General features: G+C 30.0%; 12 protein-coding genes. 10 read left to right on the forward strand and 2 right to left on the reverse strand.

The genetic code is table 11. The annotated features are described in order from the left end of the window. The 9 genes from JI750_RS18505 to JI750_RS18545 all read left to right on the forward strand — a co-directional run bounded on the left by JI750_RS18505 (window position 1) and on the right by JI750_RS18545 (window position 10,696). Window positions 1–1,164, forward strand: a complete 1,164-nt coding sequence (locus tag JI750_RS18505; protein ID WP_202005731.1) for a glycosyltransferase family 4 protein — start codon at window positions 1–3, stop codon at window positions 1,162–1,164. Continuing rightward, the gene (locus JI750_RS22235) at window positions 1,161–2,705 is read left to right on the forward strand and encodes a glycosyltransferase family 2 protein (RefSeq protein WP_202005733.1); all 1,545 of its coding nucleotides are present in this window, start codon (window positions 1,161–1,163) and stop codon (window positions 2,703–2,705) included. The genes JI750_RS18505 and JI750_RS22235 overlap by 4 nt, the downstream gene beginning before the upstream one ends. After that, the gene (locus tag JI750_RS18515; protein WP_202005735.1) at window positions 2,702–3,706 is read left to right on the forward strand and encodes a glycosyltransferase family 2 protein; all 1,005 of its coding nucleotides are present in this window, start codon (window positions 2,702–2,704) and stop codon (window positions 3,704–3,706) included. The genes JI750_RS22235 and JI750_RS18515 overlap by 4 nt, the downstream gene beginning before the upstream one ends. Then, complete coding sequence (locus JI750_RS18520; protein WP_202005737.1) at window positions 3,703–4,791, forward strand: glycosyltransferase family 4 protein; 1,089 nt, start codon at window positions 3,703–3,705, stop codon at window positions 4,789–4,791. The genes JI750_RS18515 and JI750_RS18520 overlap by 4 nt, the downstream gene beginning before the upstream one ends. Continuing rightward, window positions 4,784–5,710 carry an FkbM family methyltransferase gene (locus tag JI750_RS18525; protein WP_202005739.1) on the forward strand — a complete coding sequence of 309 codons (927 nt, stop codon included), beginning with the start codon at window positions 4,784–4,786 and terminating at the stop codon, window positions 5,708–5,710. The genes JI750_RS18520 and JI750_RS18525 overlap by 8 nt, the downstream gene beginning before the upstream one ends. Next, window positions 5,710–6,825 carry a glycosyltransferase gene (locus JI750_RS18530; protein ID WP_202005741.1) on the forward strand — a complete coding sequence of 372 codons (1,116 nt, stop codon included), beginning with the start codon at window positions 5,710–5,712 and terminating at the stop codon, window positions 6,823–6,825. Before JI750_RS18525 ends, JI750_RS18530 begins: the two co-directional genes overlap by 1 nt. Continuing rightward, window positions 6,822–7,895, forward strand: a complete 1,074-nt coding sequence (locus JI750_RS18535; RefSeq protein ID WP_202005743.1) for a glycosyltransferase — start codon at window positions 6,822–6,824, stop codon at window positions 7,893–7,895. Before JI750_RS18530 ends, JI750_RS18535 begins: the two co-directional genes overlap by 4 nt. Window position 7,896: 1 nt before the next feature. After that, window positions 7,897–9,237: an O-antigen ligase family protein gene (locus JI750_RS18540; RefSeq protein WP_202005745.1), complete on the forward strand. Its 1,341-nt coding sequence runs from the start codon at window positions 7,897–7,899 to the stop codon at window positions 9,235–9,237. Between the two features lie 64 nt (window positions 9,238–9,301). Beyond that, window positions 9,302–10,696: a sugar transferase gene (locus JI750_RS18545; protein ID WP_202005747.1), complete on the forward strand. Its 1,395-nt coding sequence runs from the start codon at window positions 9,302–9,304 to the stop codon at window positions 10,694–10,696. A 3-nt stretch (window positions 10,697–10,699) separates the two neighbouring features. Here the strand turns inward: JI750_RS18545 and JI750_RS18550 are convergent, their stop codons facing one another. Further along, window positions 10,700–11,836 (reverse strand): lipoprotein N-acyltransferase Lnb domain-containing protein, encoded by a 1,137-nt coding sequence (locus JI750_RS18550; RefSeq protein WP_202005749.1) that lies wholly within the window; start codon window positions 11,834–11,836, stop codon window positions 10,700–10,702. 33 nt (window positions 11,837–11,869) lie between these two features. Next, complete coding sequence (locus tag JI750_RS18555) at window positions 11,870–12,937, reverse strand: putative type IX sorting system protein PorV2 (RefSeq protein WP_236673097.1); 1,068 nt, start codon at window positions 12,935–12,937, stop codon at window positions 11,870–11,872. Between the two features lie 191 nt (window positions 12,938–13,128). Here JI750_RS18555 and JI750_RS18560 point away from each other — a divergent pair, with 191 nt between their 5' ends. After that, window positions 13,129–13,839, forward strand: a complete 711-nt coding sequence (locus tag JI750_RS18560; RefSeq protein ID WP_202005751.1) for a CDP-alcohol phosphatidyltransferase family protein — start codon at window positions 13,129–13,131, stop codon at window positions 13,837–13,839. The last annotated feature ends 9 nt before the right edge of the window (window positions 13,840–13,848 follow it).

Here is a 13,848-nt window from a genome sequence, read left to right on the forward strand (position 1 = left end):
ATGCATATAGCGTTTCTAACTCCAGAATACTCTCATCTTAGTGTTACACAATCAGCAGGAATCGGTACAAGTATTAAAAATCTGGCAACATCACTGCATAACTCAGGAAATGATATTAGTATTTTTATTTATAATCAGGCTGTACAAGAAATTATAGATGACAATGGAATTAAAATTTATTGTATAAAAAAAATAAAATATAAATTTTTAGGATGGTATTTGTATCGTAAATACATTGAGAAATTCTGTAATCAAATTATAAAACAAGAGAATATTGAAGTAATTGAAGCCGCAGATTGGACTGGAATTACGGCATTTATGCATTTTAGAATTCCTTTAGTAATTCGTTTTCATGGAAGCGACACCTATTTCTGTCACTTAGAGAATAGAAAACAAAAACTTAAAAATTTCTGGTTTGAAAAATTGGCAATAAATAAAGCTCAGGCATTTATAGCACCAACAACTTTTGCTGGAGAAGTTTCAAAAAAACTTTTTAAGATAAAAGGAAAAGAAACTCAGACCATTCATAATGGTTTAGATATAAATGAATTTGAAAATAAGGAGCCAGAAAAATTTGAAAAATATACAATCCTTTATATTGGTACCTTAATTAGAAAAAAAGGTGTTTTAGAACTACCAGAAATTTTCGGCAAAGTACGGAATGTTTTTCCAGAAACAAAACTTCTTCTAATAGGGAGTGATTCTTTCGATATAAAAACCAACTCTAAATCAACTTGGGAATTAATGAAAAATTTGTTTGCAAAGAATGATTTAAATAATGTACAATATTTAGGGAAAATTCCATACAATGAGATTCAAGAGCATATAAAAAAAGCAAATGTATGCGTGTTTCCAACTTATGCAGAGACTTTAGGGATGGTAACAATAGAAGCTATGGCCATGCACAAAGCAATTGTAAACAGTAATATTGGTTGGTCTCAAGAACTTATAACAGACGAACAAAGTGGTTATCTTGTATATCCTTCAAATCACGATTTGTATGCTGAAAGAATTATGCAATTATTTGAAAATGATTCTTTGGTCTTACAATTAGGAAAAAAAGCTAGAGAACGAGTTGAAGAAAAATTTAATATAAATAAGCTTGCTATTGAAAACATTAGTTTTTATCAAAATATTATAAACTCCAATAAAAAGACAACGTGATCATTGTTTATCATCAAAATAATAAAATAGTTAAAGTTGGAGCACAAACAAAAAATGTTTTCTCTGAAAATAAAAGTATTGGTAAAAATCTAATTGAAATTGCACAGCAATTTCCTCAAGATTTAATTATTTGGAGTCATATCTCGTTAGAATCGCATCTGAATGTGGAGAAAATTGATGAAATTTTTCATCAAGAAAAAATAATGGCTTCCTATAATTTATCTCCAAATAAATTTATTTCTAATGATATTGGATATGTAGATTCGTCACCTTTTTTAAAAATAAATAAAGAAGTAAGTTACCCCACTTGGATGATGAGCAGCAATGTAGGAGGAATTCATGCTTCTGTTTTATTACTTTTAAAGAATCAGATAAAGATAGATGCAGATTTTGACTATTTTTTAAACTCAATAGCAAAATTAGGAATGTCAAAAGGACTATTGTGCTATTCTGATCCTAAATTATTAAACGACTGTTCGCAAATTTTTCCAAAGCATAAAGAAAATAAAAGCCTTCTTTTTAGATTTGTAAAACAACATTATAAAACGCGTTGGATATTTTTACTTTTTTTAGATCTGTTTCTTTATAAAAGAACATTGGCTGTTTTTCCCTTTTTAATGTCTTTTTTTTACAAGAAAAGAGGTCTGAAAATAGATACATTCCATGAAATTAAACCCGAATCTAAAAATATAGTAATTGAAAAAGGAACTATAGATGTAATTATTCCGACAATTGGACGAAAAAAATATTTATATGATACCCTAAAAGATCTTTCCTTGCAAACATTTTTGCCTACCTGTATTATTATTGTGGAGCAAAATCCTGTTCAAGACAGCATCACAGAACTTGATTATATTTTAAATGAAGATTGGCCATTTCAAATTAAACATATTTTTACGCATCAAACTGGAGCATGTAATGCAAGAAATTTGGCCATGAAAGAAGTGAGGAGCGAATGGGTATTTATGGCAGATGATGATATTCGAATACAATCAGACTTTTTGGAAGAAACATTTCAGGTAATTAAAAAAGAAGGAGTAGAACAAATTACTTTAGGATGCTATCAACTTGATTATTCTTCACATAAAAAAATAAAACAGAAATTTCAATGGGGCAGTTTTGGTTCAGGTTGCAGTATTGTAAAGGCAGAGAATATAAAAACACTTTCTTATAATATGAGTTTTGAATTTGGTTATGGAGAAGACAGTGATTTTGGAATGCAACTTAGAAATTTAGGGCATGATATTCTTTATTCCCCAAAACCAGAAATCCTTCATCTAAAGGCACCAATAGGCGGTTTTAGAACAAAACACATTTTAGCTTGGGCAGATGAGAAAATTCAGCCAAAACCTTCGCCTACAGTAATGCTAAATAAGGTTTTAAATTTTACTCAACAGCAGATTGAGGGTTATAGAACCATTTTATTCTTTAAATATTATAAAGTTCAAAAAATTAAAAACCCATTACGATATTATTCTTGTTACAAAAAACAATGGTCAAAAAGCCAATATTGGGCTAATAAATTAAATGCTAAAAAATGAAATTTTCACTGATTATTTGTACATATATGCGTCCTGAGCCATTAGTTACACTATTGAACTCAGTAAACATTCAAAGTAAATATCCAGATGAAATTTTAATCATTGATGGATCATTAAATGAAGAAACAAAAAAAGCTCTAGACAAAAATAATTTTAAGAATTTAAATTATTTTTTAGTTTCTGAGGAAGATCGGGGGTTAACAAGACAACGCAATTTTGGAATCTCGAAAGTAAACAGTGATACAAACGTGGTTTGTTTTTTGGATGATGATACGGTTTTGGAGTCAGATTATTTTTATGAAATAATTAAAACATTTCAAGATAGACCTGATGTAATAGGTGTAGGGGGGGTATCTTTAAATCAAAACAAATGGAAGCTTCAGGAAAGTAGTGGAGAGTATAACAAAAATAAATATTATTTATTTGAAGGATATTTTTATCCCGAAGGATTGAGAAATGTTGTAAGAAATTATCTTGGACTTGCTTCTGACTTAGGCCCAGGAAGAATGCCGGCATATTCTCATGGAAGAACTTGCGGATTTCCTTTAACTGGTAAGATCTATGAAGTAGATTTATTGATAGGAATGTCAATGTCATTTAGGAAGGATATTTTTGATAGAATTAAATTCTCAAAATTTTTTGAAGGTTATGGTTTGTATGAAGATGCTGATTTTAGCTTAAGAACTTTACAATTTGGTAAAAATGTAATTAATACTAGGGCAAAATTATATCATTTTCATGATCCCTCTGGAAGGCCTAATAAATTTAGATATGGTAAAATGGTAGTGAAAAATGGTTGGTATGTTTGGCGCATTAAGAACCCAAATCCTAAATTTATAGATCGTTATAAGTGGAATTGCATAACAATTTTATTAATTCTAATAAGATTTAGCAATGCTATTACAAGTAGTACTGAAAGAACTCAAGCTTTTACTGAAGCATTAGGAAGGCTTAACGCCTATTTTAGCCTTGTATTTAATAAACCACATCATATTAGATGAAAAAAACAATTTTTATCTCATTTAGCTTAGGGACAGGTTCTGTCTCGGATTATTTTTTGGCGTTGGTAGAAAATCTAAATAAAAAATATCAGGTAATTATTTTTTCTGACACAAAAACTAACGAAGCAATTGCTGTACCGAAAGATGTTGTCATAAAACATTGGCCATCAACACGTCCAACCAAATGGGTAGATGGTGTTTTTCTTTACCGAAACATCAAAAAATATCGTCCTTCAATGACAATATCTATTTTTGGATCGGTAAATATTTTTTTGATTGTTGGATTTTTATGCGGAGTAAAAACAAGAATAGCTTGGATCAGGACTTTAAGCTCTCAGTTCAAACAGAAAAACATACTAGTCTTTAGAAAGAGATTGTTATATAAGTTAGCAACTAATTTTGTTACAAACTCTAATGCAACAAAAGAAGATGTTAATAAAAAATTTTACGTTCCGATTTCTAAAATAATGGTTTTACCAAATTCAATTAGAGATTTTTATTCAGATATTCAATCTGTTAATTATGCGAATATAAAAGTAATAACATATGCTGGAAGGTTACATAAGTCGAAAGGGGTTGAAGTTCTCATAAAAGCATTCTCCAAAATCTGCGCTCCATTTGCAGATGTAAAATTAATAATCATTGGATCTGGAGAAGAAGAAAGTAATTTAAAGAAACTGGTTAAGGATTTAAAGTTGGAGGAATTTGTGGACTTTAAAGGAAACTTATCAAGAAACAAAGTTTTAGAAATGTTTAAAAGTTCTTATCTAGCTGTTGTACCAAGCCATTCTGAAGCATTTGGTTATACGGTTATAGAAGCAATGAGTATGAAAACATTAATAATTGGAGCAAATAATACTGGTATTAAGGAAATAATCCGAGATAATAATACAGGTTTGCTTTTTGAAACAAATCAAGTTAATGATTTACATGAAAAAATTAGTAGTGCTTTATTAAATCCTGAAGTAAGAAATAAATTAGCAATAGAAGGTTATAATCATTTTAAAAATAATTATGAGACATCAGGCGCAATAAAAAGAGACTTATATTATTTTGATAATTTAATGATGCATATCAATGAATAATTTTACTAAAGCACAAGTAGTTTGCAGATTTCTCCCTCCGATAATTTCGCAATATGTTAGAAATAAGATTTTTACATTTAAGGAAGGGGAGGTTTTATCTATTAATTTTAGAAAAAAAGCTATAACCGGAAGTCAATTTATAGGAAATACTAATGATTTCCATGCTTTAAAATTTGGAGTACATGGATACTTTGATTGGAGAAACGTTATTCTTGTCAATGAAATTTTAAAATATTACAAAGGGACTATTGTAGAAATAGGAGCAAATATAGGTACTGAGACAATTTGTTTTGCGGATATTGCAAAAAAGCAGCAAGTTAATGTAATTGCTTTTGAACCCGTTCCAGCAAATTACGATGCAGTATGTACCATAAAAAAAGAGAATAATTTAAATGAGTTAACAATAATTAATAAATTGGTTTCTCATGAAATAGGTTATTCTTTTTTTAAAATGCCAGATGGAAATGAATCTGGTTCAGGTTTTATTGCAAATCCTATATCCAAAGAAGGCTTTCAGGAATTTGAAGTTACAACCTTAAATGTTGAATTGTTAAACAAAAAAAAGAGTGCTGTTTTTGCAATTGATGTAGAAGGATTTGAATATAATGTGCTTTTAGGTGGTATTGATATTATCAAAAGAGATAGGCCATTTCTCATTTTGGAAGTAAACGAGAATTACTTAGAAAAACGAGGAAATACTACAATAAAAGAGTTAAATGCGTTTTTGGGTGAATTAGAATATAAGCCATTTTATATTGATAAATTAGGATTGAAAGAAGTTGATATATATAATTTTAAAGTGAAATCCAATAAAAATTGGATTTGTATACCAAAAGAAAAAATGGCAATAAAAGATAAATTATCAAATAGTATCTTTTATAATGCATTAAATCCTTTTATAAATTATAGAATTCTGTAATGAAATTTGCTATTATTACTCATGTAAATCACATTCAGGTTAAGAATCAATATTTTGGTTACGCACCTTATGTTCATGAAATGAATATTTGGTTAAAATATAGTAATGAAATAATACTTGTTGCTCCTAATATAAAAGCAGATTTAAGCTCTATTGATATGGCTTATGATCATTCTAGTGTAAAGTTTAAAACTATCCCCTCTGTAAAATTTACAAATTTAAGAAGCTGTCTTGTATCGCTATTAAAGTTGCCTTTAATATCTTGGAAATTGTTTTGGGCGATGAAAGAGGCAGATCATATACATTTGCGTTGTCCTGGTAATATCGGATTGATAGCATGTTTTATCCAGATTTTATTTCCTGCAAAAAACAAAACAGCTAAATATGCTGGGAATTGGGATCCTAAAAGCAAACAGCCATTGACATATAATTTACAAAAATGGATTCTGAAAAACACCTTTTTAACTCATAATATGAAGGTCTTAGTCTATGGTAAGTGGGAAAATCAAACTAAAAATATACTACCTTTTTTTACTGCAAGTTATTCAGTTGCTGAAAAAGAAATTGTAGAAAAAGAAGACATTTTAACTACTGTTAAATTCATTTTTACAGGAACTTTAGTTGAAGGGAAAAATCCCTTGTACGCTATTAAATTAGTAGAAGAACTTAATAAAAGAGGCATAGATTCGACATTGGATTTATATGGTGAAGGTGTTGAAAGAAAAGGTCTGGAGGAATATATTTTACAGAATACGCTAGATAAATTTGTGTTTTTACACGGTAATCAAACCAAAGAAGTCCTTAAGAAAGATTATCAAAAGAGCCATTTTGTTATTTTACCCTCTAAAAGCGAAGGTTGGCCTAAAACAATTGCTGAAGGAATGTTTTGGGGATGCGTTCCGTTGGCGACAAATGTTTCCTGTGTTCCTTATATGCTAGATTACGGAAAACGAGGAGTATTATTAAAAATGAACATTAAGGAGGATGTTGATCAATTGCAAATGTTAATTTTAGATAGAACTGTATTTTTAGAAAAAAGTAAATTAGCTTCTGATTGGTCTGAACATTATACAACAGAGTTTTTCGAATCTCAAATAAAAGAACTGCTTAAATGAGAGTATTACAGTTAATAGATTCATTAGAAGCAGGTGGTGCAGAACGAATGGCGGTTAATTATGCCAATTCTTTGTCAAATGAAATTGAATTTTCGGGATTAATAGCAACTAGAAAAGAAGGGCAACTGGTTTCTCAATTAGATGAAAAAGTTTCTTATTCGTTTTTAAATAGAAAGAAATTAGTGGATTTGTCAGCTGTATTTAAGCTAAGAAATTACATTAAAGAAAATAAAATCGAGATTATACATGCTCATAGTTCTTCATTTTTTATTGCCACTTTAGTAAAAATTACCTTTTTTAGGATAAAAATTGTATGGCATGATCATTATGGATCGCGCGCTAAAGAATCTATAAAACAAAATAGAGTTTTAGTCCTTTGTTCTGCCTTTTTTTCTTCTGTTTTTGTTGTTAATCTCCAATTGAAAAAATGGAGTGAAAATAATATGTTTTGTAAAAAAGTATTATTTATACCAAATTTCAGTTTGAGCCTTAATGAGTCATGTGAGATTACAAAGTTGAAAGGAACAGATGGTAAAAGAATTGTCTTTTTGGCTAACTTAAAAAATCCAAAAAATCATATACTAATCCTGAGAGCATTTGCGGAGCTAAAACTCAAGGAGTTTGGGTGGAGCTTACATTTGATTGGAAAAGATTATATGGATTTATATTCAGATAAATTAAAAAACTTTATAGTAGCAAATTCTTTAGAGAATCACATATATTTGTACGGAGAAAAAAATGATATTAAATATATTTTATCTCAATCTTCAATTGGAGTTTTGGCCTCAACTGATGAAGGATTTCCGGTTACACTTTTAGAATACGCATCATCAAATCTGGCTGTTATATCTACAAACGCAGGTTATTGCTCAGAAATTATTAATGATGGTGTTGAAGGATTTCTTTTCGACCCTCTATCTGAAGTTGATTTAATTGAGAAGTTAAAAAAAATAACTCAAGATGATCAGCTTAGAAAATCTTTCTCAGATAACTTTAATAAGTCGGTTAAAGAAAACTATGCTGAGAAAATCATTATTCAAAAATTAATTTCAGCATATAAAATTGTTTAGAGTGAAAAGTAAGACATCTTCATATAACCTTTTGATTTTTATTCATGTAATAATTGCTGTGGTAATTTTTGTGATACCTTTTTTATCGAAACTATATGCTTTATTAATCGCTTTAGTAGGGACTATTATTATCGTTAAAAGTAAAAACAAAAATAACGAAGTGCTTTTTGTTAGTGCGTATCTGGTGGGAGCTGAGGTTTTCCTTCGAATGACGGGAGGAAATTTTAATAATGAATATGCAAAATTTTGTGTTGTTGGTTTTATGTTCCTTGGAATGATATATAGTAATTTCTCCAAAAGCGCATTAATTTACTTGTTTTTCTTTATGCTTCTAATTCCTTCTATTCTAATTACTGTCAATTATCAAAATATAGCAATAGATGTTAAAAAAGTTTTGTTCTTTAATTTATCAGGATCAGTTTGCTTAGCAATATGCTCTATATACGCTTTTGGGAGGAAAATTACTCTCGATAATCTCCAAAAGCTATTATTAGTTATGGGATTTCCTATTATTTCTACAACTGTATATTTATTTTTGTATACTCCTAATATACAAGATGTTATAACTGGTACTCAGTCAAATTTTGAAACCTCAGGTGGTTTTGGACCAAATCAAGTGTCTACAATATTGGGGTTAGGAATGTTTATTTTCTTTACGCAAATGATCTTGTTTTCTAAAACTAAAATAGAATTATTAATAAATGGAGGACTATTAATTTTCGTAAGCTATAGAGGAATTGTCACCTTTTCTAGAGGAGGAATTATTACTGGTGTAGTAATGATTATTTGTCTTTTATTTTTATTGTATTATTTTTCAAATGCAAAAGGTAGGAGTAAATTTGCTCTAGTTTTTGTTTTGACAATTACTTTAGGAATAGGAATTTGGGTGTATAGCTCTTTTCAAACAAGAGGTCTTATAGAGAAAAGATATGCTAATAAAGATGCTATAGGAAGAGAAAAGAAAGATAGGCTAGGAGGTAGAGAGCAAATAATGGATGCAGATATTGCGCTTTTTTTAGATAATCCCGTTTTTGGTGTTGGCGCTGGACTTAGTAAAGAAAAAAGAGCAGATCAACTTGGAGTGGAAATTGCTTCACATAATGAAGTAACTAGACTTTTTTCTGAACATGGATTAATGGGTATTTTTGCACTATTAATAATTGGAGTTACTCCCTTTGTTTTTTATATAGAAAATAAGCAACATTTATATTTTTTATCATTTTATTTTTTTTGGTTGCTAACAATAAATCATGCGGCATTGCGAACAGCAGCCCCTGCATTTGTATATGCATTATCGCTTCTTTTTGTGCAAGTGAAAATCCCTGAAGAAACAGAAAATTAATAGATTAGTTATATTTTTTTGCGATACATTTGCTTTGCCCTAACCAAATTAAAACCTACAAGTGATGTTCTCAAAAAAGAAAATGCATTTTGAAATTTCAGAGAGGAAGATATTGCTCCTTACTTTCGATGCTGTTTTTGTTCTATTTGCTTTATATTTATTAAGCGCAATCTTTGATTATCATTATTTCGCCTTTGATCTAAATAGCTCTCTCAGTATACTTCTATTGGTCAGCTACCTTTATGCTTTTGGTGTAATATTCGAAATCTATAATCTACAAGTAGCTAGCAATCATCTTCAAATTCTGCAGAATGTTGTTTTTACTGCTACCGCAACTGTTTTGGCTTATTTGCTTACGCCAGTTCTCTCTCCTGTACTGCCCAAACAAAGATTAGTAATCTTAATATTTTATTTTACGGTACTAATTACATTATTGCTTTGGCGTTTATTTTATTGCTATTTCTTAGCCTCTCATCGATTTTCTCAAAATGTTGTTTTGATTTGTGATCAGAGTGAAGTTGAAGAATTAGTTTTAGGGCTGGAGAGTGTTGATCCACATTACAAAATTGTTGGGTTTGTTAATTCTGATTCTATTGCAGATGAAAATTTAGATTTTCATTATGTAAACGAAATAAAGAAAGAAGATTTAGAACGTTTTGTTTCTACACATAATGTCTCAGAAATTGTAATTGCTTCTCAGAAAACAGATGGTATTACTCCAGATTTATATCAGCAATTGCTCCATTTATTAGAAAAAGGAAATATTATACGGGAATATACTCAAGTATACGAAAGCAAAACACAGAGAATACCAGTTCATCACATAGAAAAAGATTTTTATAGATTTTTTCCTTTTAGCAGAAGCAATAGCAATAAACTTTATTTGTCTTTTGTTCGGCTTATAGAAGTTATATTTTCTATTCTAGGCCTTTTAATATCACTGGTTTTTATTCCAATAATTTTTCTCTGTAATTTATTTGCCAATAAAGGCAGTCTTTTTTACACTCAAGAAAGAGTTGGGAAAAATGGAGTGGTTTTCGAGATTTATAAGTTTAGAACCATGACAGCAAATTCGGAAACCAATGGGGCTGTTTTTGCTGCTCATAATGATAAAAGAGTCACTCCGTTTGGTAAATTTATGCGAAAGTCAAGAATAGATGAATTTCCTCAATTTATTAATGTTTTAAAAGGAGATATGGGCGTAATTGGTCCAAGACCAGAACGTCCTTTTTTTGTTGAAGAAATTGCTGCCGTAATGCCTTTTTATGAAACACGTCACGTAATCAAACCTGGACTCACTGGTTGGGCACAGGTTAATTATTCTTATGGAGAATCAATTGACGAAAGTTTGGTTAAACTTCAGTACGATTTGTATTATATCAAGCACAGAAGTGTATTTCTTGATCTTAGTATTACTTTCAAAACCATTACTACGGTTTTATTCTACAGAGGTCAATAAAATTTAGATTATAATCGGAATTGGTTTTTTGTTGCGAATTCCAGTTCGGACTAAAACCACTCCGCTTGTAATAATCAATGGTAAAGTGATAAAGAAATGTGCTTTATTAATTAGAAATAAAAAGTAAATCACAAGCATTACAAAGTTAATCAACGAAAATCTATAAGCCCATAGTTTGTTTTTGAAAATAGAAAACAAAACTAAAACCAATAAAAGCGGACTAAAAAGTAATACGTTATAATTCATCGCCAGTTCTTGGTGAAATGAATAAAATCCCATAATCACGAAGAATATCCCAATTAAAGATAGAATTAGAAAATATATTTTATCAACTGTTTTGTTTCTGGCAAAGATTACAAAAAGCAAAATAAAGAGATATGTATAAATGTTATTCCACCAAGAAGTTGGTGTTTCTTTTGTAAACTCAAGTAGTGTTTTACTTTTCGCAGTTAGAGGTTTATTCTGGAAAGTAGTTTTATCTAAACTATTTTTCAATTCAAAAGGAAGAAAAATTCTGGTTCCCATTTGATCCACTTTCGTTCCAAAAATAATACTGGTGCCCAATTGATCGTAAAAATGGCCATCAAAATAAGGAAATAGGATAGAACGGTAGGTTTTATCTGTATCTCCTTTTTTAGTTATTGCATTTTGATTTAGTGATTTATTAATAACATCAACAACCATCGAGGTGCAGTTTTTATCAATAAATTTATAAGTGTAATATCTTTCTTCAGAAAATAAAGAATGATTCAGATTGTCAAATATTTTTTGTTTTAAAGGAAGAGAAACTAGAAGTTCTTGTTCGTAAACACTTCGTTTATCATTGCTATATTCACTTATAAAATCAGAAAAAGGATGAGTAATAATAAAATACTGTAAATCGCCTTTCGCGAATTTGGCAACGAAATTAGGTGTTCTAAAATCAAATGCGCCATAATTATAAACGAGATCAATATTATTGGATGGATCAAATACACGAACAGCTGTATGTCCAAAATAAGAATAAGTTTCATTTCCAAGTCCACAAGTCAAAATGCTTATTTTGGCATCTTTCGATAAAGCTAAACTCTGGCTGAAACCAATAAAACTGGATAAGAATAATAAAATAAAAAGTGCTTTTTTGAACATGACAGTTTTCATGATTTAAAATTTTAAATGTTTTATGATTTCTAATTATCTAAAGATACCTAAATCTACTTTCAGGGAAAAAATATTAGAATACAAAGCGGTGCTTTGATTTCCTAAATCAGTTAATGCATAATCAATTTGTATGCCTTTATATCTAAAGCCTAAACCAATATTAGGCTGAAAATTTACTTTTTCGGTATTATCCAGCTGTGTCACATTCTGAAAGTTACCTGCACCAGCTCGTACAAACACCAAATCGGTATAGCCAAATTCAAACCCTAGAGCTGGGTCTATACTTATAGCTTTTGAAGAAATAATATCCTTTGTCTGCTCGAATCGCATGTTTAAATTGGCAGAAGTCACAAGACTGCATTCGTTATGAAAGTCAAATCTTTTAGAAACTCCCAATTGCGCTTTTGGCAATGTTATCTCTGTGCTTTCTGGCAAGGTATTGTTTTCTCCTGGAATCGCATTGGCGATTTTTTCATATTCTTCTTCATCAATATTCCAGACGTTGTAAGTTGTAGTGATGTCGCGAAGCATTAAGCCAAACTTCCAATCATTTCTTTCAAACTGAAGTCCAATATCAAATCCAAAACCCCAAGAATTGGCAAATTTTCCAATTATTCGTCGAATTACTTTTGCGTTTACACCATATTGAAATCCATCAACAGGAAGTTTTCTGGCATAAGAAAAAGTAAAGCCATAATCAGCTGTCGAGAAGAGGCTGATTCTATTATAATCAATATTTCCTTGATTATCGATTAATTGTGTTGTGTCCATGATATCGTCTACTCCAAAACGAATCATAGAAATTCCCCATGCACTTCTTTCATCAATTGGGCTTGCATAGCCAATGTAATCGTATTGTGCGATATTGGCAAAATAACTGGCATGCATCAAAGCAATTTGATGATCTTCGAGATGTGTCAAACCTGCAGGATTCCAGTAAACGGCATTTACATCATTTGAAGAAGCAGTTACGGCGCTCGCCATTCCAAGAGCAGCGGCATCGACCCCAATATTCATAAATTCATTCGAATATTTACGAACGGTTTGCGCATACTGAAAAGTACAAATCCAAAATAATAAAAACACTAAATATTTCTTCAACTGATATGTTTTTGCAGATCGAGGCCTGTTTTAAATTTTTATCAAAAATATAATATTTTAGTCATCTAATAAGTTCCTATGCTTAAATATTCCCAAAGTCGAACTTAGAAATAAAAAACTCTCGAAAAAACTCGTTTTTCATCGAGTTATTATACTAAATTTGTTCTCTACCATTATCAAATTTTTAAGCTATGAACATTAAAAAGCATATTCCAAATCTAATTACATTAATTAATCTTTTCTGCGGCTGTGTTGCAATTGTTTATGTTTCCCAGAATAATTATTTAATGGCTTTTTATATGGTTTGTTTGGGAATCTTTTTTGATTTCTTTGATGGTTTTTTCGCTAGATTATTTAAAGTTTCAAGTCCGCTTGGCTTGCAGTTAGATTCTCTTGCAGATATGGTTACGAGTGGTGTAACGCCAGGATATGTTATGTATAGCATGTTTACTAATAGTGCTCACGAATTTGGAACACATCCAGCAATTCCGTTTTTAGGATTTATTATCACTTTAGGATCTTGCTATCGTCTGGCTAATTTTAATATTGATACGCGTCAAACAGATTCTTTTATCGGACTGCCAACACCTGCGAACGCTTTGTTTATTTTAAGTCTTCCTTTGGTTATTTCGTTTTCAGATTCTTTGATGGTTTTAGAAATTTTAACTAATCAATGGGTTTTATTGGTTATAACACTATGCAGTGCTTATATTTTAAATGCTGAAATTCCTTTATTTGCTTTAAAAATTAAAAAATTTAGTTTGAAAGAAAATGCACTTCAAATTGTGTTTTTGATTATTTCTGTATTAATGATTGTTTTTCTTCAGTATATTGCAATTCCATTAATTATTGCTTTTTATGTATTGTTGTCGATCATTAATAATCTTTTTTTGAAAAAGTAATTCTGTTTA

It is taken from the genome of Flavobacterium tagetis (genome assembly GCF_016735615.1).
In the GTDB taxonomy this organism is placed as follows: domain Bacteria; phylum Bacteroidota; class Bacteroidia; order Flavobacteriales; family Flavobacteriaceae; genus Flavobacterium; species Flavobacterium tagetis.

Excerpts from the sequence above, each read along its gene's own strand:
- JI750_RS18545 (WP_202005747.1), top strand. The coding sequence starts at position 9,302 with ATGTTCTCAAAAAAGAAAATGCATTTTGAAATTTCAGAGAGGAAGATA.
- JI750_RS18505 (WP_202005731.1), top strand. The coding sequence starts at position 1 with ATGCATATAGCGTTTCTAACTCCAGAATACTCTCATCTTAGTGTTACA.
- JI750_RS18550 (WP_202005749.1), bottom strand. The coding sequence starts at position 11,836 with ATGAAAACTGTCATGTTCAAAAAAGCACTTTTTATTTTATTATTCTTA.
- JI750_RS18525 (WP_202005739.1), top strand. The coding sequence starts at position 4,784 with ATGAATAATTTTACTAAAGCACAAGTAGTTTGCAGATTTCTCCCTCCG.
- JI750_RS18560 (WP_202005751.1), top strand. The coding sequence starts at position 13,129 with ATGAACATTAAAAAGCATATTCCAAATCTAATTACATTAATTAATCTT.
- JI750_RS18530 (WP_202005741.1), top strand. The coding sequence starts at position 5,710 with ATGAAATTTGCTATTATTACTCATGTAAATCACATTCAGGTTAAGAAT.
- JI750_RS18535 (WP_202005743.1), top strand. The coding sequence starts at position 6,822 with ATGAGAGTATTACAGTTAATAGATTCATTAGAAGCAGGTGGTGCAGAA.
- JI750_RS18515 (WP_202005735.1), top strand. The coding sequence starts at position 2,702 with ATGAAATTTTCACTGATTATTTGTACATATATGCGTCCTGAGCCATTA.
- JI750_RS18520 (WP_202005737.1), top strand. The coding sequence starts at position 3,703 with ATGAAAAAAACAATTTTTATCTCATTTAGCTTAGGGACAGGTTCTGTC.